The organism is Plantibacter sp. Mn2098 (genome assembly GCF_049319745.1).
In the GTDB taxonomy this organism is placed as follows: domain Bacteria; phylum Actinomycetota; class Actinomycetes; order Actinomycetales; family Microbacteriaceae; genus Plantibacter.
In genome coordinates this window covers 485,241-510,557 of sequence record NZ_JBMOUH010000002.1, presented here as the reverse complement: position 1 = coordinate 510,557, position 25,317 = coordinate 485,241, and the positions used below count along the sequence as shown (strand labels likewise).

Sequence of the window (25,317 nt, the reverse complement as noted above, 5' to 3'; positions counted from 1 at the left end):
CGTCCGATTGTCAACCGCTACCATGTAAAACTTGAGATAAGCAGCTCATGTGACACGATGGTCAGATGTCAACAACGCCCTCCACCGCGGACACCTCACCACCGAGCGGCGAAGACCGCTCGTTCTTCGGTCAGCCCAGACCCCTCGCCAACGTCTTCGGCGTCGAGATGTGGGAGCGCTTCTCCTTCTACGGGATGCAGGGCATCCTCCTCATCTACCTGTACTTCTCCGTCACCGACGGCGGGCTCGGCGTCGACAAGCCCACGGCGGCCGGCATCGTGGGCGCGTACGGCGGAACCGTCTATCTGTCGACCATCGTCGGCGCGTGGCTCGCCGACCGCGTCTTCGGCTCCGAACGCGTCCTCTTCTTCGGCGCGATCGTCATCATGGCCGGTCACGTCGCCCTCGCCCTCATCCCGGGAGCCGGCGGCATCATCGTCGGCCTCATCCTGGTGGCGTTCGGCAGCGGCGGCCTGAAGGCCAACGCGACACGCATCGTCGGGACGCTCTACAGCGAGCACGACCCGAGGCGCGACGCGGGGTTCTCCATCTTCTACCTCGGCATCAACCTCGGCGGGTTCCTCGGTCCCATCCTGACCGGCCTCGCCCAGTCGACCCTCGGATTCCACTGGGGCTTCGGCGTCGCGGCCGTCGGCATGGCGATCGGACTCGTGCAGTACAGCTTCGGACGCAAGCGCCTCCCGGCCGAAGCGAACCTCGTCCCGAACCCGCTGCCGGCATCGCGACGTCCGCTGATGGCCGGGCTCGCGATCGCGTTCGTCGTCCTCGCAACCGTCCTCGTCCTGACCGGCGTCATCACGGCGCAGAACCTGCCGCTCGTGATCATCGGTCTGGTGGTCGTCGCAGCAGTCTCGTACTTCGCCGTGATGCTGAGCTCCAAGGGCGTCACCGCGACGGAACGCAGCCGCCTGTTCGCCTTCATCCCGCTGTTCATCACGAACGCCGCGTTCTGGTCGCTGTACCAGCAGCAGTTCACGGTGCTCACGATCTACTCCGATGAACGCCTCGACCGCCACCTGTTCGGCTGGGAGTTCCCGGTCTCGTGGGTGCAGTCGATCAACCCGATCTTCATCATCATCCTGTCCGGCGTCTTCGCGGCGATCTGGACCAAATGGGGTGACCGCCAGCCGTCCACGCCCGTGAAGTTCGCCGCCGGAACCGTCGTGATGGGGCTCGCGTTCCTGCTGTTCCTCATCTGGTCGGGCGGTGGACCGAACAGCACCCCGCTCATCGCGATGATCGGGATCCTGCTCGTGTTCACGATCGCGGAGTTGCTCATCTCCCCCGTCGGACTGTCGGCGTCGACCAAGTTGGCGCCGCACGCCTTCGAGGCGCAGATGGTCGCGCTGTACTTCCTGTCGGTGTCGCTCGGGACGGCGATGGCCGGCCAACTGGCGAAGCTGTACACCCCGGAGACCGAGTCGAGCTACTTCGCGGCGATCGGCGGCATCGCGATCGGCATCGGCATCGTGCTCGCGCTCCTGAGCCCCCGGGTCCTCCGCCTCATGCGGGGCGTCCGCTAGCGCACCAACGCAGAACGGCCCCGTATCTCGGAGAGGTGCGGGGCCGTTCTGGTGGTACTGCCTGTGGCGAGTGAGGGATTCGAACCCCCGAAGGCTGAGCCGTCTGATTTACAGTCAGATCCCTTTGGCCGCTAGGGTAACTCGCCAGGCGCGCCCGACCAACTTACTTCAGCCAACCGAAAGCGCTTCACAAGGATAACGGGCAAACGCCCGGACGCGAAATCGTCGCCGTCCGAGCATCGCCGATGCCCATCCGACGCCGATCGGACCGGGCCGGGTAGCATGGTGGGATGGCAGATTCATCGTTTGACGTCGTGAGCAAGGTCGACAAGATGGAGGCGGACAACGCCCTCAACCAGGCGCACAAGGAGATCGAGCAGCGCTACGACTTCAAGGGCGTCGGCGCGTCGATCGCGTGGAGCGGCGAGAAGATCCTCATGAAGGCGAACACCGAGGAGCGCGTCAACGCCGTCCTCGACGTCTTCCAGACCAAGCTCATCAAGCGCGGCATCTCGCTCAAGAGCCTCGACTCCGGCGAGCCGTACCCGAGCGGCAAGGAATTCCGCATCGAGTCCACCCTCAAGGAGGGCATCAGCCAGGAGATCGCCAAGAAGGCGAACAAGCTCATCCGCGATGAGGGCCCCAAGTCGGTCAAGTCGCAGATCCAGGGCGACGAGCTCCGTGTCTCCTCGAAGAGCCGCGACGACCTCCAGGCCACGATGGCGCTGCTGAAGAACGCGGACCTCGACATCGACCTGCAGTTCACGAACTACCGCTGACGCACCCGCAGACCCCGCTGGCGGCCGACCGTTTCGACGGGCGGCCGCCATCGTCGTCTCCGGCCGCGGAACAGGCGAGGCCGGAAGCCGGGAACCGCTCTAGCCGTCGACGTCCTTGCGCAAGTACGCCCGCGCCCACGTCGTGATGTCGGCGGAGGCTCGCTTCCGGACGGACTCCTCGGAGAGGAAGACGTCGTGCAGGGCGCCGTCGAGTCTCACGATCGTCACGAGGCGCCCGAGGTCGAGGGCCCGCTGCGCAACGCCGACGACGTCGAGCGCGACATCGCTGTGCAGCATCGCCTCCGTCCACCGCGGTAGGAGTGTGCTCCGCGCCGACAGCAGTGTCAGCACCGGGATCGCGAGATTCAGCCCGGCCTCGACCGTGGCGTGCCCCTGCAGGATGGCGTGGAGCCACCCGGGGTGGAGCGGGAACCCGTGCTGCGGCCGCCACTGGTCGTTGTACTCCCACTCGCCGTCCATCGCCTTCGAGACGGACCGCGTGTAGAACCCGAGATCGACGACGGGCAGCTGCGCGAGCGGGTCGATGCGCGCGCCCACCTGGATGAGCGGCGCAATGGTCTTGCGGCCCAGCTGCCTCGACTGGAACTCCAGCCAGGGACTGTTGAGCACCAGCGCGGCGACACGATGCTGGTGCCGTGCGGCCCACAGGCTGAGGGTCAGACCGCCCGTCGAGTGCCCGAGCAGGACGAGTCGTCTGCCTGACCGAGAGGACCCGGTGCCGGACGCTCCGTGCCCCATCGCCTCGAGTGCCGCATCGATGTCCTCGTCGTAGGTGGCGAGGTCTTCGATGTATCCCGGCGTCTGATGGTCGCGGAGGCTGCGGCCGTACTTGCGGAGATCGAGCGCGTAGAACCTGGTGCCGAGGCCGGCCCAGAACGTGGCGAGATGCGTTTGGAAGAAGTAGTCGGACCAGCCGTGCACATAGAGGACGTCGACCCCGTCGGCGACGTTCGGGAGGAGGTACTCCCCCAGCTGCTCGAACACGGGCGGCCGATAGCGCACGAGCGTCGCGACGACCTCCCCCTCGGCGTCGTCTGCGAGCTGGAGCGTCCGCTGCTGGAAACCCTCGCCGAGGATGTCCGGCTGCCACCCCCGTGTGCTCGACATGACCCCACCATACGGTGTCGTGTCTGCGGTGTCACGGTTGCGGTGCCACCGCCTCGGCGTTCTCAGCGGGCGCTACGGCTGCCCGTGGCCTCGACGTTGACGGCGTGCGCTCGCGACGATCGCCCCGACGGCGAGGAAGCCCGCGAGCGTGATCCCGTAGACGAGCGGGGCGAGGATGCCGACGTTGATCACAAAACCGAACCCGAACCCGCCGTTGATGGCCCGCACGATCGTCGCGATGATGACGAACACGAACAGCACACCGGTCCCTGCCGCCGACGCGAACACGACCGGCCCGAGCAGGCCCGCCGCGCCGTTGGCCGCGGTCAACGGGCGCACGAACACGAGGATGAGGAACGCCGTCGCCGTCCAGGCGACCAGGTTGAACAGGTTGGCGCCGAACCCCGTGACGAGCGTCGGCACGTCGTAGGCGAGGAAGAATCCGCCGAACAGGTTGATGGCGGCGAGGACGAATCCGACGCCCAGTGCGATGCCGGCCGCGATGAGGGCGAGACGGATCTGCGGTCCGCGCCCGTTCGCGACGACCGGCGTCTGCACCGGCTGATCGAACTGCTGCTGCACCTGCTGCGGGTACGGCGGTTGTCCGCCGAGTTGCTGCTGCGCGCCCGGCTGGTTCGGGTACCCGTGCTGATGCGCGTACGGGTAGTCGGCGGGGTGACTCGAGTGGATTGGTGCACTGTGCGGCTGCGGCTGGTGTTGCACCGTCGGATCGGCTGCCTGCTGCACCGGCGGCGGCGCGCTCTCCGGGCTGAGCTCCCCGTACCTGGGCGGCTGGACGGGAGCCGGCTGGGCGGCTGGCTGGGCGGCTGGCTGGGCAGCCGGCTGGGCCGAGGGCGGCTGGACGTTCGGCGGGACGCTGTGGTCGGTCACGCGTCCAGCATAGTGAAACGCGTGATCCCGCCTGCTGAGGCCGCGGTGCATATGACCCGGGACGACGAACGGCGGGCGGACATCGGTCCACCCGCCGTTCGCGCAACCGCCGGAATCTACTCGGCGCGGGAGATGCGCACCATCTCGTCGCGCGGGACGACCTTGACGCGTGCACGGTCGTGCGGGGCGCCCAGGGCGATCTCGTGCTCGTCGAGGTGGTGCCAGCCGTCGAGGTCGGTGTACTTCACACCGCGCTCGTCGAGCATGGCGACGATCGACTCCTCGCTCGGGTCGACAGGCGACCACCAGTCGGCCTGGTCGTTGATGACGTGGCTGATGGTCTCCATCGCGTCGGACTTCGTGTGGCCGATGAGGCCGACGGGCCCGCGCTTGATCCAGCCGGTCGCGTACACGCCGTGGACACGTTCGTTGCTGCCGGCCTCGAGGACCTTGCCCTCGTGGTTGGGGATGACGCCGTGGATCTCGTCGAACGGGACGCCGTCGAGTGGGCTGCCGAAGTAGCCGACCGCACGGTACATCGCCTGGATCGGGATCTCGCGGATCTCGCCGGTGCCGACGACGCCGCCCTCGCCATCCGGCCGGGTGCGCTCGTACCGGATCGCCGCGACCTTGCCCGTGCCGTCGTCGACGAGCTCGACGGGCTTGGCGTAGAAGTGCAGGTGGAGGCGACGCGACGCCTGCCCGACCTCACGCGTGCGCCATTGCTGCAGCACACGATCGATGACCATGACCTGCTTGTTGCTCGCGACGGCGGCCTTGGACGCCTCGTCGTAGTCGAAGTCCTCGTCGTAGACGACCATGTCGACATCGCGCAGTTCGCCCAGCTCGCGGAGTTCGAGGGGGGTGAACTTCACCTGTGCTGGACCGCGGCGGCCGAAGACGTGGACGTCGGTGACGGGCGACTGCTTGAGCCCCTCGTACACGTTGTCCGGGATCTCGGTGACGAGCAGGTCCTCGGCGTGCTTCGCGAGGATGCGCGACACGTCGAGGGCGACGTTGCCGTTGCCGAGGACCGCGACGGACTCAGCTTCGAGCGGCCACGTGCGCGGGACGTCGGGGTGTCCGTCGAACCAGCTGACGAACTCGGCCGCGCCGTACGAGCCGTCGAGGTCGATGCCGGGGATGTCGAGCGGGGCGTCCTGGATGGCTCCCGTGGAGAAGATGACGGCGTTGTAGTGGTGCTTCAAGTCGTCGAGCGTGATGTCGGTGCCGAAGTTCACGTTGCCGAAGATGCGGATGTCACCGCGGTCGAGCACGTCGCGGAGGGCGTTGATGATGCCCTTGATGCGCGGGTGGTCTGGCGCGACGCCGTAGCGGACGAGTCCGTAGGGCGCCGGGAGTTGCTCGAAGAGGTCGATCGAGACGTCGAACTTCCGTTCCGCTTTGAGCAGGATGTCTGCGGCGTAGATGCCCGCTGGTCCTGCTCCGACGATGGCCAGCCTGAGCTTGGTCACGGATGGTTCCTTTCCATACTCCCCGGAGGGGATTCTCGTATCGTGTCGATCATCTGCCCGCAGTGGGGGTCCTCGTATCCGGTTCGATCGACTCGTCGCCGATCTGGTGCGGTTCCCCCGGAGGACGGTGGACCCGCTCGGCGGTTCAGCTCGTGCGGTCGACGACCGCTTCCGCGAAGTTGATGAGCGCCTTCTTGACCGAGCCGTCCGGCAGCGGGGCGATGGCCGCGATGGCGTCGTCAGCCCAGGCGTGCGCTTCGGTGAAGGTGCGTTCGGTGACGGCGTGCTCGCGCAGCTCTGTGACGATGGCTGCGAATGCGACCGGGTCGTGCTCCGCGTCCGAAGCGCTTGCGGCTGCGTCGATGCGGGCGACGAGGTCTGCTGCCGACGGGTCGACGAGCGCCTCGCGACGCAGGTACAGCATCGGCAGCGTGACGACGCCGGCGCGGAGGTCGGTGCCTGGAACCTTGCCGGTCTCCTCCGGCTGCGGAGACAGGTCGATGACGTCGTCGATGAGCTGGAACGCGATACCGATCTTCTCGCCGAAGTCGACGACGGGCTGCTCGAACTCGGCCGGGGCGTGCGAGAAGATCACACCGCTCTGCGCCGCGACGGCGATGAGCGAACCGGTCTTGTCCGACAGCACCTGGATGTAGTGCTCGACGGCGTCCTCGCCCTCGCGTGGACCGATGGTCTCGTGCAGCTGCCCGAGGACGAGTCGTTCGAAGGTGCCGGCCTGCATGCGGATGGCACGCTCGCCGAGATCGGCCATGAGCTGGCTGGCGCGGGCGAAGAGGAGGTCGCCCGTGAGAATGGCGGTGTTGTTGCCGAACACCTGGTGGGCGCTGGGGACGCCGCGACGCTTGTCCGCGTCGTCCATGACGTCGTCGTGGTACAGCGAGCCCAGGTGGGTGATCTCGATGGCTTCCGCGGCCGTCAGGACGTCCTCGGTCACGCCGTCGCCCAGCTGCGAGATGAGCAGCGTGAGGAGCGGGCGGATGCGCTTGCCTCCGGCCTCGAGCAGGTAGCGTGCGGTGACGTCTGCGAGATCGTCGGTGTACGCGAGTTGTCGTTCGAGGCCGACCTCGAGTCTGGCGATGCCGTCGTCGATGGTCCTGGCGAGCTTCTTGTCGGAACCGGACGCGAACAGGCGTTCGGTCAGTCCGACCTGGCCGGCCAGGCTGCTGACACGTCTGGTCGCACTGGGATTCACAGCCCCTAGCCTATCCGCCTTCTGTCACAGGGCAGTGCCTGTCTCGGCACATCCCCATCTGCAGGTGGGCGGGCGGTCTGGCTGGTGGTCCGGCCCACCGTCTGGCGTCCCGGCCGGCGGCCCACTTGCCGACCTGCGCGGCTCAGCGGATCTGCATGCCGTTCGCGTCGAAGAGTGCGAGGTGCGGCATGGTGCGGGCGAGGTTCTGGACCATCGCGTACCCGTCGGCGTTGAGCGCCGGCCACGTCCACGAGGTCACCTGCTCCGCGGAGGGCAGTGCCGCTTCGAACAGCGCCGCCTCGACGCCGGTGCCGAGGTGCTTGTGCGGCACGACGACCTCCACGATGTGTCCGGTGGACCCCATGGTCGTGAACTGGAGGCGCGCGCCGGTGGCGTCGTCGCGGACGATGAACTCGCGGGTGCCGAGCGTGTCCGGTGGGATCTCGGTCGTGTCGAAGCGGTCGTACGGGCGACCGACGACTGATTTTGCACGCCTGGCCTGCATCACGATGACGACGGCGAGGAGCGCGACGATCGCGATCCCCCACAGCCAGGGTCCGCCGGGAAGGTTGTCGAGCATGTATCAAGTATGCCGTCCCCCGCCGACAGTCCCGTCGCCCCCGGTTCCTGATCCCGTCGAAGGGCCCTCAGACCAACCCGCCGTCGACGGACCGCCCGTACTCGATCGTCTCCTCCGGCACGAGCACCTCCGTGTCGCGGTTGAGGCTCTCGCCGCGGAAGAACGGCTTCGACGCCTTCCGCGTCCACCACAGCAGCATCAACACAAAACCGAACGCGAGCGACCCCACCCCGATCACGAACGTTCCGCCCACCCCGAACAGGACCGTGTACCCGTAGTCCACGGCGAACATGTCGATGCAGCTCTGCACAAACGCGTACGTCAGCATCAGCGCGCCGAGCAGCGGGAACAGGCCCTTGAACACGAAGTCCCTGGCCGATCGGAACAGCACCTTCCGGAAGTACCACACGCACGCATACCCCGTGATGCCGTAGTAGAAGGCGATGGCGAGGCCGAGCGACAGGATCGAGTCGGCCAGGATGTTCTCGCTCACGAACGTCATGCCCACGTAGTAGACGATCGCGACGATGCCCATCACGAGCGTCGAGAACGACGGCGTCCTGTACGTGGGGTGCACGGTCGAGAACTGTTTCGGGAGCGCCTTGTAGGCCGCCATCGCGAGGGTGCCGCGGGCGGTCGGGAGGATGGTCGTCTGCGTCGACGACACCGCGGAGATGAGCACGGCGACGACGAGGATCCACGCCCACGGCCCGAGGATGAGGTCCTTGAGCGCGAGGAAGATGTCGTTCGCGTTGTCCTCGTTGCCGACGCCCGTCCCCGTCGTCCCCAGGCCGGCGTACGCCATCGCCGCGACCGTCACGGTCACGTAGGTGACGAGCAGGACGACCGTGGAGATGAGGGCTGCGCGGCCGGGGATCTTCTGCGGGTCCTTCGTCTCCTCGTTGAGCGCCAGGCACGTGTCCCAGCCCCAGTAGATGAAGAGGGCGAGCAGGACCGCCTCGGTGAAGCCGTGGAAATCGGTGAACGCGAACGGGTTGAACCAGTCGAGGGAGATCGGGGTCGCGTCTGGCGCCGATCCGTTGGCCGCCCCGAGGAACGCGAAGACCGCGAACAGGACGAGGGCGAGGTACTGGATCGCGAGGAGGATGTTCTGGATCCGCTCACCCAGTTCGATGCCGCGGTAGCTGACCCAGGTCATGAGCGCAATGAAGACGACGCCCGTCGCCGTGACGAGCGGGACGTTCTGCGCGAGCGATCCGTCGCCGATGAGCAGCCACAGGTACTGGCCGGCGATCTGCGCGAGGTTCGCGAGGACGACGATGCCGGCGAGCGCGACGCCCCACCCGCCCATCCAGCCGGTGATCGGTCCGAACGCCTTTGTGCCCCAGGTGAACGTCGTGCCGCAGTCCGGGACGTCCCGGTTCAGCTCGCGGTACGCGAACGCGATGAACAGCATCGGGATGAACGCGACGATGAACGCGATGGGCGCCTGCGCACCGACGGCGAGGACGACGAAGCCGAGCGTTGCGACGAGGGAGTAGACGGGCGCCGTCGAGGCCAGCCCGATGATCACCGATCCGAACAGGCCGAGGGTGCCGGTTGCGAGGCCTTTGCCTCCCGTGACCGGGGGTTGTTGCGTGTCGGGTGCTCCATTGCGTGCCGTCATGACGGAACGGTAGTGCGCTCACCAGCCCCTGTCAACGGACCCGATGAGGGGCTTGCGTCGGCCCGCTCGCTGAGCGTGTCGAAGCGCCCACGTCCGACCCCGGTCGCTGAGCGTGTCGAAGCGCCCACGTCCGACCCCGGTCGCTGAGCTTGTCGAAGCGCCCGCGTCAGAGCCCGGTCGCTGAGCTTGTCGAAGCGCCCGCGTCCGACCCCGGTCGCTGAGCCTGTCGAAGCGCCCGCCGCTACAGCGGCTTGACCCCGCGGTGCAGCGCGACGATGCCGCCGGTCAGGTTCCGGTACGCGACGCGTTCGAATCCGGCCTCGCGCAGCCATCCGGCCAGTTCCGGCTGGGCGGGCCACGCGCGGATGGAGTCGTTGAGGTAGGTGTACGCCTCCGCGTTGGAGCTGGCGACGCCGGCGACGATGGGCATGACCCGCTCGAGGTACAGGTTGTACGCGGCACGCATGGGGGCGAGCACCGGTGTCGAGAACTCGCAGATCACGATGCGGCCGCCCGGCTTCGTCACACGGAACATCTCGGCGAGCGCGTCCTTGGGGCGGACGACGTTGCGGAGGCCGAAGGAGATCGTCGTCGCGTCGAATTCTTCGTCGCCGAAGGGCAGCTTCGTGGCATCGGCTTCGACGAATTCGATGTTGGGGACGTCGCGGTATTTCTCGCGACCCACGGCGATCATGCCGGGCGAGAAGTCCGCTGCGACGACGTGGGCGCCGTTCTTCGCGAGCGATGCGGAGGAGGTCCCGGTGCCTGCTGCGAGGTCGAGGACCCGTTCGCCGGCCTTCGAGCCGACGGTGCGGGTGGTGACGATGCGCCACAGCGCGTCGTTGCCGACGGAGAGCACGGCGTTCATGCGGTCGTAGTTGGTCGACACGTCGTCGAACATGGCGGAGACCTGCTCCGGCTGTTTGGAGAGGTCTGCTCGATTCACCCTCCCATCCTACGCGCGCCGCCTGCGGAAGCGATCAGAGGGGGAGGTTCGCCAGTACGGAGAGCCAGCGGGTGGCAGCCTGATCGAACGGCTCCTCGCGGGACTCGACGCGGAGGCGCAACGCCTCAGCCGTCGACTCCGTGAGTTCGACGACCTCAGCGGGGTACGACATCGCGAGCGCGTGGTCCTCGAACTCGTCCTCGTCGTCGATCCAGGTGCCGCGAACGTCGTCGGTCCGGATGACGTCGAGGTCCATGTCGATGCCGGTCTGTTCGGCACGGTTCAGGACCACGTCGGCGGCGAGATCGATGTACACCTGCACACGATCGTGGTGCCCGGGCGGGTAGAACGTGGCGACCCAGGGCGTCCCGTCAGGGACGAGCGAGACGTTCGGGGTGTCGGTGACGAAGCTCGCGCCGGGGCGGCTGTTGACCGTGCCGGAGTGCTGACCGAACCACTGCCCGTACTCGTCGCTGCCGAGCCACACCGCTGGGACGGTCCAGTGCTCGCCGCCGTCCCACTTGCGGAATTGGAAGGTGAAGCGTTCCCCCGTGCTGAATCGCGCATCGCCCATCCCCACACCATAGCTCCAGCCAGTCGGCCCGCGAACTGTCACTCGTGGCTGGTATCCGTGCTGCCAGACCGGCCACCACTGCCAACTCGCGAGCTGTCATCTGTGGCTGGTCTGGCGGACTGAGAACAGCCACGAGTGACAGCTCGCGGGCGGAGGACGGAGGATGGTTGGGAGGTGGGTGTGCGCGGGATGCGAGGACGCTGGGCGAGGAGGCGGACCGGAAAGGTGCGGCCCGGCGAGGCGTAGGGTTGAGGTGTGACCACATCACTGACCTCGTCGCTGGTCGCAGAGACCGTCCCGATCGACGATCCTCGCCAGCTCCTCCCCCTCGCCGACACCGCGTCCCCGCTCATCTGGGTCCGCAAGGGATACGGCATCGTCGGGATCGGCGAAGCGCTCCGGCTCGAATTCAGCGGCCCGGGTCGACTCACCGATGCCGCCTCAGCGTGGCGCGACATCGCTGCGGCGGCCGACATCACCGACCCCATCGGCCGGCCGGGCACCGGGCTCGTCGCGTTCGGCACCTTCGCGTTCGACGACGAGTCCTCCGCGACGAGCGTCCTGATCGTCCCCCGCACGATCATCGGTCGGCAGGCCGGCTACAGCTTCGTCACGCGCATCCGCCCGTCGGACGATGCAGCGTCGAACGGCGACGGGACCGGCGGCGGCGCGAGCATCGCCGGCATCGCGACCGCCACCGACGCCGTCACCCCTACCGGCTACGGCCCCGAGTACCGCATCCAGCTCCTCCCCGGCGCGCAGTCGGCGGACGGCTTCCGCGGCTCGGTCGAGACCGCGGTCGGCCGCATCCAGGCCGGGGCGCTCAGCAAGGTCGTCCTCGCCCGCGACATCGTCGGGCATCTCCCGGCAGAGGCCGATCTGCGCCGCGTCGTCTTCGACCTCGCGCTCGGGTACCCGGACTGCTGGACGTACGCGGTCGACGGATTCATCGGTTCCAGCCCGGAGACGCTCGTGCGCGTCGACCACGGTTCGGTTTCGGCTCGGGTGCTCGCCGGCACGATCTCGCGCGGGCCGGATGCCGACAGCGATCACGATCAGGCCGTCGCCCTCGCGACGAGTCCGAAGGACCAGGACGAGCACCAGTTCGCGGTGCAGAGTGTGTTGCAGGCGTTGCGCCCGCACAGCCCGCACCTGTCGACCAGCGAGGTGCCGTTCACCCTCAAGCTGCCCAATCTGTGGCATCTCGCGACCGATGTCGAGGGCCGGTTGTCCGACGGGGCGTCATCGCTCGACCTCGTTGCGGCGCTGCATCCGACAGCTGCTGTCGCCGGGACCCCGACGCCGTCTGCGCTGGACCTGATCCGTGAGCTCGAGCCGTTCGACCGCGGTCGCTACGCCGGACCGGTCGGCTGGGTCGATGCGAGCGGCGACGGCGAGTGGGCTGTCGCGCTGCGGTGCGCCCAGGTGGAGCCGGACGGTGACATCACGGCGTTCGCCGGGTGCGGCATCGTCGCCGATTCCGACGCCGAGAAGGAGCTGCTCGAGACGCGGATGAAGTTCCGTCCCGTCGTCGAGGCGTTCGCCTGATCCTCACGCCATTCCAGTTCTCCAGTTCACACCGCACCTCCACAATTCAGGAACATTCCGCGAATTCAGGACGGAATCGACCGAAATCGGCACCGATCAGCCTGAATTGCGCAAATGTTCCTGAATTGTGGAACGGGCTGGGCGGGATCAGGTGGCCGCGAGCCGCGCCTGCTCGACGGCGATGTCGTACTCGGGGGCCGGCCACTGCGGATCGATGCCGCGCAACGCGTCGATGAGCAGGCGCTGCACGGCGAGCCGCGCGAACCACTTGTGATTCGCCGGGACCACGTGCCAGGGCGCGAGCGACGTGCTCGTCCGGTCGAACACGATCTGGTACGCGTCCTGGTAGTGCGGCCACAGCTCACGCTCGTCGACGTCGCCCGGGTTGTACTTCCAGTACTTGTCCGGCCGTTCCAGCCGCTCGGTCAGTCGCGACTTCTGCTCGTCGGAGCTGATCTGCAGCATGACCTTCACGATGCGCGTCCCCCGCTCGACCAGCGTCTGCTCGAAGTCGTTGATCGCGCCATAGCGCCGCTCGATCTCGTCGGCCGGCGCCAGCTCGCGCACCCGTCCGATGAGGACGTCCTCGTAGTGCGACCGGTCGAAGACGCCGATGCGCCCGGCGCTCGGCACCCGTGATTCGACCCGCCACAGGAAGTCGTGGCTGAGCTCCTCCTTCGTCGGCTTCTTGAACGCGTAGTGGTCGACGCCCTGCGGGTCGACGGCACCCACCACGTGACGGACGATGCCGCCCTTGCCGGCCGTGTCCATCGCCTGCAGCACGAGCAGCACGGCATCCGTCGCCCCACCGGTGCTCGCCGCGAAGAGCCGCTCCTGCAACTCCGACAGTTCGTCGGCGCCGTCGGCGAGTTCGGCCTCCGCGTGCTTCTTCTTCCCGTCGAATCCGGGTGTCGACGAGGGGTCGACATCGGTCAGTCGGAACCCGCGGCCCACGCGCAGCGCGGTTCCGGGATCGGTCGACCACAACGACGACAGTGGCGGGTGCGATGCGTGGGGTGCGTTCATCTGCCCATTCTGGTGTCGGCCGTCCCGGAAGTCGAGAGATCGACCGGGTTCGATGACGCGCGCTGGCTGCGTCGCTCAGCTGCGCGGCAGCGGCACCTCGACGATGACGGGACCGGTCACCGGCGTCGTGAACGCCTGATCGAGTTCCCCACGCGTCGTCGCCCGCTGATACGACCAGCCGTAGGCAGCTGCGAGCGCGGCGATGTCGACCGACTGCGGCGTGTACTGGACGCGGTCGAACGCGGCGCGGGGAGCGGACGATGCGACTTCGAGCGAATCGAAGATCGTCCCGCCGCCGTCGTTGCCGACGACGATCTGCAGACGCGGCGACCCGTCGAGCAGCAGGGCGCCGACATCGTGGAGGAGTGTGAGGTCGCCGATGAGGACGCGTGTGATCCCGGTCGCACCCGCCGCCTGGCTCGCGAGGGCGATGCCCGTCGCCGTGGCGACCGTGCCGTCGATGCCGGCGAGTCCGCGGTTGGCGTGCACGGGGATCTTCCGGCCGTGGACGACGCCGTCTGCGACGCGGATGAGCCGCGAAGCCCCCAGCACGAGCCGGTCGTGCGGCCAGGTCGCCCGCCACACCGAGTCGACGAGCATCTCACGCGTGATCGGCGCACGGACGGCGTCGAGCTCCGCACGGACGGAGGCGAGGCGCGCAGCCGGCGTCTTCGAGTGCAGCCCGGCGAGGTCCGGGGCCGCAGCGGTCAGATCGGGGACGAGCTCGCGAGAGCCGACGACCCAGGCGCCCAACCAGGAACGCTCCGATCGGCCGTCCTCGACGGACACCGACGACACGATGTGCCTGGCCGGGTTCCCGACGGCGCGCCCGGGATCGTACGCTTCAGCGCCCGCCGGAGCCACGATGATCGTCTCCACCGCCGGCGACTGCAGCAGCAGGGGCACTTCGCGGCTGAGCGTCGGGTGCCCGAACACGATGACGCGTTCCACGGACTCCCGATACTCGTCGTCGCGCAGCAGCTCGCGGTACGCGATGACGACGTTGCGCCCGAAGCGCGACCCGCTCGACACCTCCGCGATGAGCGGCCAGTCTCCCGCTGCTGCGAGCGCCTCGGCGTCCGGGCCGGCTCCTGCGCCTGCCACGACGAGGGTCCGCGGACCGCGTTCGAGCACGAAATGGGGGCGGCCGGGGAACGGCGTACGCGGTGCGGCAGGGGCGTCAGGGGCGTCAGGGGCGTCGGCCGAGTCAAAGGCCGAAGCGGCAGCATCGCCATCGCCATCGGCATCGGCATCGCCATCGGTCGGGGCGGCCGCATCACCGACCGGCACAACGCCCGACAACGGCTCGCGATACGCGAGGTTCAGGTGCACGGGCCCCGGCAGGAGTTCATCGGTCGCCGAGGCGACGGCCTGCGCAGCGAGCGCAGCCGCGGCATCGGCCTCCCCCTCGGCACCGACCGGCGCCTCGACATCGACCGCCAACCGCACCGCGGAGCCGTAGAGGCCGGCCTGCTCGGTCGTCTGATTCGCCCTGATGCCGCGCAGCTCGACGGGACGATCCGCCGTGAGCACGATCATCGGCACCCCGGAATGGTGCGCTTCGAGTACGGCCGGATGCAGGTTCGCGGTCGCCGTCCCCGAGGTGGTGATCACCACGGCCGGCACCCCGGACTCGACGGCCAGGCCGAGCGCGAGGAACCCACCGACCCGTTCGTCGATGCGGACGTGCACACGGGCGAGCCCAGCATCATCGAGCGCCGCAGCGGCGAGGGCCAACGCTTGCGACCGGGACCCTGGCGACACGACGAACTCGCGGACGCCGAGGTCGACGAACGCACGGAGCATCGCCGCTGCGGACGCACTCGCCGGGCTGGGCGATGCCGCAGGTACGGATGCAGGTGCCGCAGATTCAGCAGCGGTGGCGGCAGGGACGTGCTCGGCGGTCATGAGGCGCTGGGTGCGCCGGGCGGCTTCCTGCCCGGGCCGTCATCCGGCTTCTCCGTGCCATCCGGACCGGCGGCGCGGCCGGGCTGCGTGTGCCCGGGCTGCGTGTGGCCGGGCTGCGTGTGCCCGGGCTCTGCCGGCGGCGTTGTTCCCGGGGCATCGTCGTCGAGCCGCTTGAGCTCGTCCTCGAGATCGTGGATGCGCTTGGACTGCGCGCGCTCCTGGTCGAGCTTCTTGAGGAACTCGAGATCGTCATCGGGAGCCTTGCCACGCGGCGGCGCCTTGACGGCACGGACCCGACCGATGATGAACCACAGCGCCGCACCGATCACGGGCAGCAGGAGGATGGCGAAGATCCACGAGGTCTTCGAGATGCCACGCACCCGATCGCGCGGCATCGTTGCACAGTCGACCACCGAATAGACGATGAAGACGACGGCCGCAACGGCGAGACCGATCAGGAGACGAACCATGTACCCATCGTAAACGTCTTCTGTACACACTGCCTGGGCTTGCCGTCAGGTACGACGCCTACACTTGTGGGGTGAATCGCATCCCCCCGGTCGTCAAGTACACCGTGCTGCGCCTGCTGGCGTTCGCCGTCCCCCTCGCCCTGCTGCTCGTCTTCACCCAGCTGCAGGGATGGGTCTCCGCGGTGATCGCCGCGATCATCGGCCTCTGCGTGTCCTACATCTTCCTGCGGACCCCGCGCGACACCGTCGCGAAGGAGCTGTACGAGCGCCGTCACGGCGAGAAGACGGTCCCGCACGACGACGAGGACTCCGAGGACGCGGTGCTCGACGGCGCCGCGCCCGCCGCGTCAGGACCCGATGGTGGGCGTGACGAAGAACGCCAGGGCGAGCAGCACACCGAACGCTAGCTGAACGACACCCGTCAGCTTCAGCACGAGGATCAGTTCCTTCGCCGTCTTGGCGGTGATCGTGATGATGCACGCCGGGATCGCCGCCAGCAGCGTGAACAGCGTGAGCCACGCGAGCGGGTAGAAGAACGCCAGCCACACCGCGATGACGACGGGCAGCAGCAGGAACAGGCAGAACAGCACCTTCGACACGACGGGCCCGACGAGGACCGAGAGGGTGCGCTTGCCGGCCAGCTTGTCCTGCTGCAGGTCGCGCAGGTTGTTGACCGTGAGCGCTGCGCAGGAGATGAATCCGGCCGCGACCGCACCGAACCAGGCCTCCTGGTTGAGGCTACCGACCTGCACGAACGTGGTGCCGAGCGTCGCGACGAGCCCGAAGAACACGAACACGAAGACCTCGCCGAGCGCGAAGTACCCGTAGGGTCGCTTGCCGCCCGTGTAGAACCAGGCGGCCACAATCGCGACCGCTCCCACGAGGATCAGCCACCACAACTGCGTGATGATCGTGAGCGCGAGTCCTGCGACGGCCGCGATGGCAAAGAACACGAACGCGACGGTCAGGACGGCGCGGGGCTTGGCCGCACCGGAGCCGGTCAGGCGGCTCGGGCCGACGCGGTGGTCGTCGGTTCCACGGATGCCGTCGGAGTAGTCGTTGGCGTAGTTGACGCCGATCTGCAGGGCGACCGCCACGATGAGGCACAGCAGCGCGCGCACCGGGTGGTAGACGCCTGGGCCGGCGATGAGCGTTGCGGCCCCCGTACCGATGAGCACGGGCGAGATCGCCATCGGCACCGTGCGGAGACGGGCCGCGCCGACCCAGTCGCCGAACCTGGCCGGACGGACCGGTGGGGCGTTGCGACCGCCGCTCTTCGCGGGGTTGCCGGAGCGACCGCCGTGCGCGCCTCGTCCTGCGAGGGTCTCGCTGGGGTTCAATCTCTGCTGTTTCGGCGCCGTCGGCCGTGATCCTTGTGCCACGTCGGCGATTCTACTTCCCAGCCCTTGGCGCCCGCTCGCAGCCCGGTCCGCGCCCCGGTCCCTGAGCCCCGGTCCCTGAGCCTGTCGAAGGGCCCACGGTCCCCCGTCCCCGGTCCCCGCCCTCCCGGTCCCTGAGCTTGTCGAAGGGCCCAACTACCAATGCCCGGTCCGGTCAGGGACCGACCGGCAACCCCGTGCGGATCGCCTGCACGTCCGGCTTCCCGCTCGCGAGCATCGGGATCTCGTCGACACGCTCCAGCCGAGCAGGCCGCGCATGTCGACCGATGGCGGACTCCACAGCTGACCGCGCATCGGCGAGTGTCCCATCGCCGGTCGTCACGATGACGCTCGCCTGCCCGAACCGTTCATCGTCCACCCCCAGCAGCACCGCATCGGCCAGTCCGGCTACGGTCCGGACCGCGGCCTGGACCCGGTCCAGCGAGACGTTGATCCCGCCGCTGATGATGACGTTGTCCGCACGGCCCGTGACGCGCACGACGCCGCCGTCGAGCATCGCGATGTCGCCGGTGCGGTACCAGCGGCGCCCGGCGTCGTGCGGGAACACGGCGGCGGTGCGGACCGGATCGCCGAGGTAGCCCTCCGCCAGCACTGGTCCGGCGAGTTCGAGGACGTCGTCCACGATGCGCGGCTCGACACCGGCGAACGGGACGCCGTCGTAGACGCAACCGCCGGCTGTTTCGCTCGACCCGTAGCTGCGGACGACGCGGAGGCCGAGCGCATCGGCCCGATCGCGGAGTTCCGGTGGCGTCGATTGTCCGCCGACGAGGAGCCCGTGCATCCCGCGCAGGATGTCCCGGATCGTGGTGCTCGTCTCGGCTGCTGCGACGAGCGCCGCGAGTTGGGCGGGGACGACGGCTGCGAAGAGCGAGTCACCCGTCATCCGCTCGACGAGAGCGCTGAAGGCCGCTGCGTCGAACGGGCCGGGGTCGAGGACGACGGGCGTCGTGCCGTCCGCGATCGAGCGCACGAGCACGTTGACACCGGCGATGTAGTGCGCGGGGAGCGCGAGGAGCCATTGGCGTTGGCCGTGACCGCCGAGAGCGGCGCCCGAGCCGGCCGCGCTCTGCAGGAGGGCGCTCGTGGAGAGGACGACGCGTTTCGGGTCCCCGGTCGATCCGGAGGTCTCGACGACGAGGGCGACCTTGCGGTCGACCTCGTCCGGGAGGCCGGTCGGCGCTGGAGCGTCGAGTCTGGCTGGGAGCACGGCCGGGCCGGAGCCGTCGAGTGCGCGGTGCAGCGCATCGAACAGTTCCGCCGGTTCGGCCGGGACCACGCGCAGAGCTCTCGTCATCCATTCACCCTACGCCTGCGGCCCTGCGGCGTCCGGCCCCGGTCACTGAGCTTGTCGAAGTGTCCACCCCACCCGGTCACTGCGCCACCCCTCCGGTCACTGAGCCTGTCGAAGTGTCCACCTCACCCTTCGACAAGCTCAGGGACCGGGCTGGGCGGCTGAGGGTCCGGCAGCGCAGCCTCGGGACCGACCGATCGACGCCCGCCCCCGATCGAGCACAACTCCTTCGAAATCTGCGGCCGGCTCGGACCGACCCGCGGAATCCTGCGGATCCCGCCGGACAACGGCACAAATCGAAGGAGTTACGCTCGTCGGCTGCGCGGACGGACGAGGGGGATCAGAAGGGGATCAGAACTGCCAGGGGTAGGGCGACCAGTCCGGCGCCCGCTTCTCCAGAAAGGAGTCTCGACCCTCGACGGCCTCGTCGGTCCCGTAGGCGAGCCTCGTCGCCTCACCGGCGAACACCTGCTGGCCGACGAGCCCGTCATCAACCGCGTTGAACGCGAACTTGAGCATCCGGATCGCCGTCGGCGACTTGCCCATGATGGTGCGCGCCCACTCGATGCCGGTCTTCTCCAACTCGGCATGCGGCACAACGGCGTTGATCGCACCGGCCTGCAGTGCACGCTCCGCATCGTATTCGCGGGCGAGGAAGAACACCTCGCGAGCGAACTTCTGCCCCACCTGGCGGGCGAAGTACGCGCTGCCGTACCCGGCGTCGAAGGAGCCGACATCGGCATCGGTCTGCTTGAATCTGGCGTGCTCGCGGCTCGCGATGCTGAGGTCGCACACCACGCCGAGCGAGTGCCCGCCGCCGGCCGACCAGCCGGGGACGAGGTTGATGACGACCTTCGGCATAAAGCGGATGAGCCGCTGGACCTCGAGGATGTGGAGGCGGCCGTTGCGGGCCGCGTCGACGCCGGACGCCGTCTCATCGCCGTCGGCTGTCGCGTACTGGTAGCCGTCGCGACCACGGATGCGCTGGTCGCCGCCTGAGCAGAACGCCCAGCCGCCGTCCTTCTCGCTCGGTCCGTTGCCGGTCAGCAGGACGACGCCGACTCGGGGCGACTGCCGCGCGTGGTCGAGCGCCCGGTACAGCTCGTCCACCGTGTGCGGGCGGAATGCGTTGCGGACCTCTGGACGGTCGAATGCGACGCGGACGAATCCGCCGTCGAGCGACCGGTGGTAGGTGATGTCGGTCAACGCTTCGAAGCCGGGGACGGCTTCCCACTCGGCCGGGTCGAACAGTTCGGACACATTGACGCTCATACGCCCAGCCTATTTCCTCCGCATCGAGATTCAGGAGGACGGACGGGTCACTGCGGAACGGTGAGACCGTCGAACGGTTTCAGGGCGGCGAGGAACGCCGCACGGTCCGCCTCCGCGAGCAGCGCCGAGGCGTCCAGATGCAGTTCGATGCCGTCGGGCGCCATCCCGAGACTCGTGATGGCGAAGTACCGGTTCTTCTCGACCTTGCCCGTCGCATCGATCGACAGGTCCACGATGTCGGTGCTGAACCTGCCGCCGGCCGCGATCGCGTCGTAGGCGTTGAGGCTCCAGAGCGCCTGCGTCTCCAAGGTCTCGCCGCCGAACTGGTCGGTCAGTTCACCCGGCTGACGCCATGCGGCTGGAGCGTTCTGCATGCTCAGGTTCACGATGCCGTAGCGCTGGGCGACCTGCCGGATGATCTCCACGGCGCGATTCTTCTGTCCGATGTCGGTGAGCGCCTTCGTCGTCTGCCAGACGGGCGCGGTGTACCGGTTGAGCATCGAGTCGCCGCCGAAGCCGTTGCCGTCCTTCTCGGTCTTCGCGGGCTGCCGCTCGATCCACTCGAAGCCGAACTCAGCGGTGAGGGCCGCGCGCAGTTCCGCGAGCATCGCATCGGATCGTTCCGCGAACGTCGCGAGGTCCGCACCGTCGACGACGTCCTTGACCGGGGTGAAGCGCGAGCCGGGATAGCCCTTCCAGATCGGGTCGATGTCGGCATCCCTCGCACCACCCGAACCGCTGCTCCCGGCCTCGCTGCCGCCCGGAGCGCCGAACAGGCCGGACAGCCCGGACAGCCCGAACGGGCCGGACGGATCGACGATGCCGCGGACGCCGCCGACGGTCAGCGGATTGACGAGGAGGGTGACCACGAGCGTCGCGATCACGATGCCGCGCGCCAGCCGTCGTCGTTCGCGGGCAGCCCGGACCACGATGCCGAGCTGCACCACCAGGACGAGCGCGAGCGCGCCGAGCAGCGCCCAGACCACGGGGGCGTTCCCGCCGAGGAAGGCGGTGAACACGGCGACGCCGGCGATCGCGATGGCCAGGAGCAGGAGGAGCACGCCGGAACTGGTGGTCGATGGCGCCCGGTCCTGCGCGCGCGGCGGTGCTGCGACGGGCTGCGCAGCCGGAGCGTATCCGCTCACGTCCGGACTCGGTGCGCCTGCCGGCGAAATGGATCCGCCAACGTCCGAAACCGCCCCGATCAGCCTCGGCGGAGCATCCGGATCGGCGCCCGCGGCCGGCCCTCCGACACCCGCCGGCTGCCAGCTGTCTGCTTCCGGAGTCGTTGCGCGGTCCGGGCGGCGGGCGAAGATCGGCACGCCATCGATTCTGTCATGGGCGCGCGTGGACACCCCGGCGCCACCGCTCGGACGGCTCTCTCGATCGGACTGCCGGCCCAACAGGAGGATGATGGGACCATGCAGCCAGACATCGAGGACCTGCTCCGGACCGCCCGTGTGGTGGCCATTCCGCTCGCGACGCGCTTCCGCGGCATCGACGTGCGTGAGGCGCTGGTGATGCGCGGACCGTCGGGGTGGACCGAGTTCTCCCCGTTCATCGAGTACGACGATGCGGAGTCCGCCGCGTGGCTGCGAGCCGCGATCGATTTCGGCTGGTCGGACACCCCGACCCTGCATCGGGATCACATCCGGGTCAATGCGACCGTGCCTGCGGTCGATGCCGCAGAGGTCCCCTCCGTGCTCGCCCGATTCCCCGGCTGCCGGACGGCGAAGGTCAAGGTCGCAGAACGCAGCCAGGTGCTCGCGGACGACATCGCGCGAGTTTCCGCCGTCCGCGATGCGCTCGGTCCAGAGGGACGCATCCGCGTGGACGCCAACGCCGGGTGGAACGTGGATCAGGCTGAGCGGGCCATCCACGCCCTCGCGACCTTCGACCTCGAATACGTCGAGCAGCCGTGCGCAAGCGTCGAGGAACTCGCCGAGATCCGAGCCCGCGTCGCCGACTTCGACGTCCCCATCGCTGCCGATGAGAGCGTGCGGAAGGCGAGCGACCCCCTCGCGGTCGCACGGGCCGGCGCCGCGGACATCATCATCGTGAAGGCGCAGCCGCTCGGCGGGATCCATGCGGCGCTGCGCATCGCAGGGGAGGTCGGCCTGCCGGTCGTGGTGTCGAGCGCCCTGGACACCTCGGTCGGCATCTCGATGGGCGCCCACCTCGCGGCCGCGCTCCCGCAGCTGGACTTCGACTGCGGACTCGCGACGACGGCGCTGCTCTCCGGCGACGTCACGAGGTCACCGCTCGACCCCGTCGGCGGTGCCATCAGGGTCGAACGGGTCGATGTCGACACCGATCTCCTCGACCGGTTCGAGGCGAGCCCGGAGCGCCGCACCTGGTGGTTGGATCGGCTGCGGCGCACACACGAGCTGCTGGGCTGAGGCGGCCGGCACGGGCTGGCACTGCCGGCTCGGCCGGCTCGGCCGGCACGGGCCGGTCCTGCCGACCCGCGCCAGCCAGGACGACGTCGCTCAGTGGCCCGCCCGCGGCGGCCGGCACTGCACAACGCTCATCCGGCCGCGCAGTTCCACGGCGCCGGTCCCGTGCATCGTGAGCACCGTGCTGCCAGCAGCGATCTCGATGCTGCCGCCCTCGTACTCCAGGACGCCGGCTCCATCGAGGACCACGATGACCGAGAACGCCGGATCGAGCCGCGACGTCCCGTCGACGTCGAGCTTCGCCGCCGAGAAGAACGGATCGGCGTCCGCCGGGAAGAGCGTCTCGGATCCCCGCCGAGCGGCGAGGCGTTCGAGGCGCTCCGGCGACACCCGACCGCGGTCGAGGCCCGCGATCGCGGTGTCCAGATCGAGTCCGAGCAGCGCGTCGGCCTTCGTCAGTCCGTTGTAGCCCTCGTACTCCAGCAGGATGGAGAGGTCGGTGGGCTGCTGCAGCTCGACGAGCGTGAGCCCTGGACCGATCGCGTGCGCCAGCCCGGCGGGGACGAGGAGCGTGTCCCCAGCCGACAGCTCGACGCGGTTCATCGCGCCGAGCATGTCCGGGGCGTCCTGCCCGGTGAACCAGTGCGCGACCTCGACCTCCGTCACGTCCCTCGCGAACCCGAGCGCCGCGTATCCGGACGTGCCCGGTGCGACGTCCAGGACTACCCAGGCCTCGGTCTTCCCGAACGGCTCCGCGAGTTTCGCCGCGGCGAACGCATCGTCCGGGTGGTAGTGGACGAACAGCCGCTCTGCCGTGTCGAGGAGCTTGACGAGCAGCATCGTGCGGGCGCCGAACGCCCGAACGTGCTCCTCGCCGAGGAAGCCGATCGGATCGGCGATGACGGCGTCGCGCAGCGTGCCGCCGTCGGCGAGCCGGGTGAGCCCGATCCCGCCGCCGGCGTGCACCTCGGTGGTCGAGGCGACGAAGTCCTCCGGGGTGAAGGGGCTGGTCTGCTCCGTCCCGCGGAAGGCCGCGATCCCGGCGCCTCCGCGGTAGGGGCGGTGGTCCGGCTGGTTCGCGTCGAGCACGACCGGACGGTAGACGGTCCGCTGACGCGGCGGATTGATGGTGGTCATTCGTGGACTCCGGCGCGCATCAGGAGAGGTGGACGATCGCGTACGTCGCGAGCGTTGGGATGGTGACGCTCGCGACGCCGTCGACGACCGTGACGGGAACCGGAGCCGGCTCCTGGCCCGGGGCGTGGAGTTCCGCGGTCGTGACCTCGCCCGTGACGCGGACGCCGACCGTGAAGTCGCTACGCTCGCGGATGCTGTCGCTCGTCTCGTCGTAGTCGTAGTTGACGATGTGGAGCGCGACGGTGCCGTCGTCGAGCGCGTGGATGTTCGCTGCGGCGAGCGCACCGAGGTCGGTGACGACGTCGTCCGGGGTCACGGAGGCGATGGCGTCGACCGCCTGGACGATGGTCGTGCCCTGGTGCTCCAGGAGGCGGGCAGCTGCTCCGTCCGGGAGTTCGGTCCCGTACGCGCCGTGGACGACGACCGATCCGCCGGCGTCGAGGAACTGCACGAGGACCTCGTGCTGCCCCGAGCTCACGTTCCACGCGTCGGGGACGACGACCGTGCTGTAGCGGGAGAGCGAGTCTGCGTCGACGTCGGTCGCGCGCAGTTCCTCGTCCGGGAACACGATCGTGTCGAAGACGCGGGAGCTGCGGCTCAGGTGCTCGACCGTCTCCCAGTAGGAGGCCGGGCGCGAGTCGGTCGCTTCGACGCGCTTGTACCAGCGGTCGCCATCGAAGAACTGGTCGGAGTCGATCGTGGCGCGCATGATGCTCGCGACCGAGTAGACGACCGCCGTGCTGTGCTCGGAACGGTTGGAGGTCACACCGTCGATCGACTTCAGGAACTGGCCAACCTCGACGGCGAGCTTCCGGGGCACCCAGTAGGAGTCCTTCACCTCGGTGCCGAGCCAGGAGCCGTACGGGAGCGACATGTTCGCACCCATAGCGCTGGCCTCGAAGATCGTGAGCCGGAACAGGTCGCGGGCGCGCCCCTCCTGCAGCTTCGTGAGGAGCTCGTCGGTGACGCCGCCGTACGGGTTCTCGACCGCGACGAGCGGCTTGCCGCGGGAGAGGCCGACGCCGTGACGGAAGTACCACGGCTGCTGGTAGGTCGTCTCGCGCATCTCGGTGACGAGGACGTCGACCTCGTCGACCATCGCGTCGTAGTACGGGGCGCAGTCGTAGAAGTTGCCGGCGATGCGGACGGCGTGGTTCTTCGACGCGGCGTACTCGCGGACGTAGGCGGTCAGTTCGCGGAACGTCTCGGCGATCGAGAACTCCTGGAAGCGCGTGTAGTGGCCGTAGAGGGGGAACGTCTGCGGCGCGACACCCTTGCGGAAGCCCTGTTCGAGCAGCCACGTGCGGTAGTCGAAGGTCGTGAGATCGATTCCAGCGAGTTCGGCCGGGGTGTTCTCGAGGCCCTGGAGGTAGCTGCGGAAGCCCTTGACGCAGTCCTTGCAGAAGCAGCCGCCGTAGCGGACGGCGAGCAGCGGGACATCGGTCTCGTCGAGCTGGATGCCAGGGGCGCCTGCGTCGATCTGGATGCGGATGATCGCTTTCAGGTACTCACGCCAAACCGGGTTGTTGCGGTCGGCGAGGTAGCAGACCTGCCCCTTGTCGTCGACTTCGACCCAGTGCGCGCGGAGCGGGTTGCCGTCGAGGTCACGGGACACGACCTCCTCCCACAGATCGACGACCTGTTCGCCGTCGCTGTTGACGAGGCCGTCCGGGAAGTAGTGCTTGAACGCCTTCCACGATGCTGGACCTGTGTCGGTCGAGAACTCGCGGAGGCCGACGGTCGATGCCGGGGCCGCGCCGCGGAGCTGGTTCTGCGCGAGGACCTCGCCGTCGACGATCTCAGCCGGGAACTCCCACGCCTGCGCCTCGAACACGATCGCGAACAGGTCGATGCCTCGATCCTTCGCGTGGTGGATGAACTCCGAATCGTTGACGTAGCCGTGCTGGCGGAATCGCGCAGGGACCTGGCCGAACGCCTCTTCCTCGAGGTACGCCAGGCTGATCGAGCCGCCGCCGAGGCCGGCCCAGACGAGCATCGTCCCGCCCATGTCCTCGAGGTCGTCGATCATCGTCAGTCGCCGCGGCGGCATGCTCGGGTGGTAGCAGTGCTCGTTCGGATACCATCCGTCGAAGTAGATGCCGCGTTCCATTG

22 protein-coding genes and 1 tRNA gene are annotated in these 25,317 nt (G+C 68.7%); 5 read left to right on the top strand and 18 right to left on the bottom strand.

Features of this window, described 5'->3' with window-relative positions; genetic code table 11:
* Positions 1-65: 65 nt before the first annotated feature.
* Positions 66-1,544: a peptide MFS transporter gene (locus ACL9RL_RS05180; protein ID WP_422779142.1), complete on the top strand. Its 1,479-nt coding sequence runs from the start codon at positions 66-68 to the stop codon at positions 1,542-1,544.
* Positions 1,545-1,608: 64 nt separating this feature from the next.
* On the opposite strand, the gene ACL9RL_RS05175 is transcribed toward ACL9RL_RS05180, so the two are convergent.
* Positions 1,609-1,690: transfer RNA gene (locus ACL9RL_RS05175), tRNA-Tyr, on the bottom strand.
* Positions 1,691-1,834: 144 nt separating this feature from the next.
* On the opposite strand from ACL9RL_RS05175, the gene ACL9RL_RS05170 reads away from it, so the two are divergent.
* Positions 1,835-2,323, top strand: coding sequence for a YajQ family cyclic di-GMP-binding protein (locus ACL9RL_RS05170; RefSeq protein ID WP_422779141.1), 489 nt, complete (start codon positions 1,835-1,837; stop codon positions 2,321-2,323).
* Between the two features lie 99 nt (positions 2,324-2,422).
* Here ACL9RL_RS05170 and ACL9RL_RS05165 read toward each other — a convergent pair whose 3' ends face one another.
* From ACL9RL_RS05165 to ACL9RL_RS05130, 8 genes are all read right to left on the bottom strand, one after another.
* Positions 2,423-3,451, bottom strand: a complete 1,029-nt coding sequence (locus ACL9RL_RS05165; protein WP_422779140.1) for an alpha/beta hydrolase — start codon at positions 3,449-3,451, stop codon at positions 2,423-2,425.
* 72 nt (positions 3,452-3,523) lie between these two features.
* Complete coding sequence (locus ACL9RL_RS05160; RefSeq protein ID WP_422779139.1) at positions 3,524-4,342, bottom strand: DUF3824 domain-containing protein; 819 nt, start codon at positions 4,340-4,342, stop codon at positions 3,524-3,526.
* 116 nt (positions 4,343-4,458) lie between these two features.
* Complete coding sequence (locus ACL9RL_RS05155; protein WP_422779138.1) at positions 4,459-5,817, bottom strand: FAD-dependent oxidoreductase; 1,359 nt, start codon at positions 5,815-5,817, stop codon at positions 4,459-4,461.
* Positions 5,818-5,962: 145 nt separating this feature from the next.
* Positions 5,963-7,030 (bottom strand): polyprenyl synthetase family protein, encoded by a 1,068-nt coding sequence (locus ACL9RL_RS05150; RefSeq protein ID WP_422779137.1) that lies wholly within the window; start codon positions 7,028-7,030, stop codon positions 5,963-5,965.
* 142 nt (positions 7,031-7,172) lie between these two features.
* Positions 7,173-7,610, bottom strand: coding sequence for a hypothetical protein (locus ACL9RL_RS05145; RefSeq protein ID WP_422779136.1), 438 nt, complete (start codon positions 7,608-7,610; stop codon positions 7,173-7,175).
* 67 nt (positions 7,611-7,677) lie between these two features.
* Positions 7,678-9,237 carry an APC family permease gene (locus tag ACL9RL_RS05140; protein WP_422779135.1) on the bottom strand — a complete coding sequence of 520 codons (1,560 nt, stop codon included), beginning with the start codon at positions 9,235-9,237 and terminating at the stop codon, positions 7,678-7,680.
* 241 nt (positions 9,238-9,478) lie between these two features.
* Positions 9,479-10,138 (bottom strand): class I SAM-dependent methyltransferase, encoded by a 660-nt coding sequence (locus tag ACL9RL_RS05135; protein WP_422779218.1) that lies wholly within the window; start codon positions 10,136-10,138, stop codon positions 9,479-9,481.
* Between the two features lie 79 nt (positions 10,139-10,217).
* A complete protein-coding gene (locus ACL9RL_RS05130; RefSeq protein ID WP_422779134.1) occupies positions 10,218-10,757 on the bottom strand; it encodes a DUF402 domain-containing protein in 540 nt (179 codons plus the stop codon).
* Between the two features lie 255 nt (positions 10,758-11,012).
* Here ACL9RL_RS05130 and ACL9RL_RS05125 point away from each other — a divergent pair, with 255 nt between their 5' ends.
* Positions 11,013-12,305 (top strand): isochorismate synthase, encoded by a 1,293-nt coding sequence (locus tag ACL9RL_RS05125; RefSeq protein ID WP_422779133.1) that lies wholly within the window; start codon positions 11,013-11,015, stop codon positions 12,303-12,305.
* Positions 12,306-12,452: 147 nt separating this feature from the next.
* Here the strand turns inward: ACL9RL_RS05125 and ACL9RL_RS05120 are convergent, their stop codons facing one another.
* The 3 genes from ACL9RL_RS05120 to ACL9RL_RS05110 all read right to left on the bottom strand — a co-directional run bounded on the left by ACL9RL_RS05120 (position 12,453) and on the right by ACL9RL_RS05110 (position 15,709).
* The gene (locus ACL9RL_RS05120; RefSeq protein ID WP_422779132.1) at positions 12,453-13,331 is read right to left on the bottom strand and encodes a polyphosphate kinase 2 family protein; all 879 of its coding nucleotides are present in this window, start codon (positions 13,329-13,331) and stop codon (positions 12,453-12,455) included.
* A 75-nt stretch (positions 13,332-13,406) separates the two neighbouring features.
* Complete coding sequence (gene menD, locus ACL9RL_RS05115) at positions 13,407-15,239, bottom strand: 2-succinyl-5-enolpyruvyl-6-hydroxy-3-cyclohexene-1-carboxylic-acid synthase (RefSeq protein ID WP_422779131.1); 1,833 nt, start codon at positions 15,237-15,239, stop codon at positions 13,407-13,409.
* On the bottom strand, positions 15,236-15,709 hold the full coding sequence (locus ACL9RL_RS05110) for a PLDc N-terminal domain-containing protein (RefSeq protein ID WP_422779130.1): 474 nt from the start codon (positions 15,707-15,709) through the stop codon (positions 15,236-15,238). The genes menD and ACL9RL_RS05110 overlap by 4 nt, the downstream gene beginning before the upstream one ends.
* A gap of 71 nt (positions 15,710-15,780) precedes the next feature.
* Between ACL9RL_RS05110 and ACL9RL_RS05105 the strand changes: the two genes are divergently transcribed.
* Positions 15,781-16,116: a DUF4229 domain-containing protein gene (locus tag ACL9RL_RS05105; RefSeq protein WP_422779129.1), complete on the top strand. Its 336-nt coding sequence runs from the start codon at positions 15,781-15,783 to the stop codon at positions 16,114-16,116.
* Here the strand turns inward: ACL9RL_RS05105 and ACL9RL_RS05100 are convergent.
* The 4 genes from ACL9RL_RS05100 to ACL9RL_RS05085 form a co-directional block, all read right to left on the bottom strand.
* Positions 16,057-17,091 (bottom strand): 1,4-dihydroxy-2-naphthoate polyprenyltransferase, encoded by a 1,035-nt coding sequence (locus tag ACL9RL_RS05100; RefSeq protein WP_422779128.1) that lies wholly within the window; start codon positions 17,089-17,091, stop codon positions 16,057-16,059. The genes ACL9RL_RS05105 and ACL9RL_RS05100 overlap by 60 nt on opposite strands.
* Positions 17,092-17,263: 172 nt before the next feature.
* Positions 17,264-18,403: an AMP-binding protein gene (locus ACL9RL_RS05095; protein ID WP_422779127.1), complete on the bottom strand. Its 1,140-nt coding sequence runs from the start codon at positions 18,401-18,403 to the stop codon at positions 17,264-17,266.
* Between the two features lie 348 nt (positions 18,404-18,751).
* Positions 18,752-19,672: a 1,4-dihydroxy-2-naphthoyl-CoA synthase gene (locus ACL9RL_RS05090; protein WP_422779126.1), complete on the bottom strand. Its 921-nt coding sequence runs from the start codon at positions 19,670-19,672 to the stop codon at positions 18,752-18,754.
* A 47-nt stretch (positions 19,673-19,719) separates the two neighbouring features.
* Entirely contained in the window at positions 19,720-20,994 is a 1,275-nt protein-coding gene (locus tag ACL9RL_RS05085; protein ID WP_422779125.1) for a hypothetical protein, read from the bottom strand.
* Positions 20,995-21,093: 99 nt separating this feature from the next.
* Here ACL9RL_RS05085 and ACL9RL_RS05080 point away from each other — a divergent pair, with 99 nt between their 5' ends.
* On the top strand, positions 21,094-22,071 hold the full coding sequence (locus ACL9RL_RS05080; RefSeq protein ID WP_422779124.1) for an o-succinylbenzoate synthase: 978 nt from the start codon (positions 21,094-21,096) through the stop codon (positions 22,069-22,071).
* Positions 22,072-22,161: 90 nt separating this feature from the next.
* On the opposite strand, the gene ACL9RL_RS05075 is transcribed toward ACL9RL_RS05080, so the two are convergent.
* The gene (locus ACL9RL_RS05075; protein ID WP_422779123.1) at positions 22,162-23,205 is read right to left on the bottom strand and encodes a class I mannose-6-phosphate isomerase; all 1,044 of its coding nucleotides are present in this window, start codon (positions 23,203-23,205) and stop codon (positions 22,162-22,164) included.
* Between the two features lie 19 nt (positions 23,206-23,224).
* A complete protein-coding gene (locus ACL9RL_RS05070) occupies positions 23,225-25,315 on the bottom strand; it encodes a hypothetical protein (protein WP_422779122.1) in 2,091 nt (696 codons plus the stop codon).
* Positions 25,316-25,317 lie beyond the last annotated feature (2 nt).

Excerpts from the sequence above, each read along its gene's own strand:
- ACL9RL_RS05180 (WP_422779142.1), top strand. The coding sequence starts at position 66 with ATGTCAACAACGCCCTCCACCGCGGACACCTCACCACCGAGCGGCGAA.
- ACL9RL_RS05170 (WP_422779141.1), top strand. The coding sequence starts at position 1,835 with ATGGCAGATTCATCGTTTGACGTCGTGAGCAAGGTCGACAAGATGGAG.
- ACL9RL_RS05165 (WP_422779140.1), bottom strand. The coding sequence starts at position 3,451 with ATGTCGAGCACACGGGGGTGGCAGCCGGACATCCTCGGCGAGGGTTTC.
- ACL9RL_RS05145 (WP_422779136.1), bottom strand. The coding sequence starts at position 7,610 with ATGCTCGACAACCTTCCCGGCGGACCCTGGCTGTGGGGGATCGCGATC.
- ACL9RL_RS05140 (WP_422779135.1), bottom strand. The coding sequence starts at position 9,237 with ATGACGGCACGCAATGGAGCACCCGACACGCAACAACCCCCGGTCACG.
- ACL9RL_RS05135 (WP_422779218.1), bottom strand. The coding sequence starts at position 10,138 with ATGTTCGACGACGTGTCGACCAACTACGACCGCATGAACGCCGTGCTC.
- ACL9RL_RS05130 (WP_422779134.1), bottom strand. The coding sequence starts at position 10,757 with ATGGGCGATGCGCGATTCAGCACGGGGGAACGCTTCACCTTCCAATTC.
- ACL9RL_RS05120 (WP_422779132.1), bottom strand. The coding sequence starts at position 13,331 with ATGAACGCACCCCACGCATCGCACCCGCCACTGTCGTCGTTGTGGTCG.
- menD (WP_422779131.1), bottom strand. The coding sequence starts at position 15,239 with ATGACCGCCGAGCACGTCCCTGCCGCCACCGCTGCTGAATCTGCGGCA.
- ACL9RL_RS05110 (WP_422779130.1), bottom strand. The coding sequence starts at position 15,709 with ATGGTTCGTCTCCTGATCGGTCTCGCCGTTGCGGCCGTCGTCTTCATC.
- ACL9RL_RS05095 (WP_422779127.1), bottom strand. The coding sequence starts at position 18,403 with ATGACGAGAGCTCTGCGCGTGGTCCCGGCCGAACCGGCGGAACTGTTC.
- ACL9RL_RS05090 (WP_422779126.1), bottom strand. The coding sequence starts at position 19,672 with ATGAGCGTCAATGTGTCCGAACTGTTCGACCCGGCCGAGTGGGAAGCC.
- ACL9RL_RS05080 (WP_422779124.1), top strand. The coding sequence starts at position 21,094 with ATGCAGCCAGACATCGAGGACCTGCTCCGGACCGCCCGTGTGGTGGCC.
- ACL9RL_RS05075 (WP_422779123.1), bottom strand. The coding sequence starts at position 23,205 with ATGACCACCATCAATCCGCCGCGTCAGCGGACCGTCTACCGTCCGGTC.
- ACL9RL_RS05070 (WP_422779122.1), bottom strand. The coding sequence starts at position 25,315 with ATGGAACGCGGCATCTACTTCGACGGATGGTATCCGAACGAGCACTGC.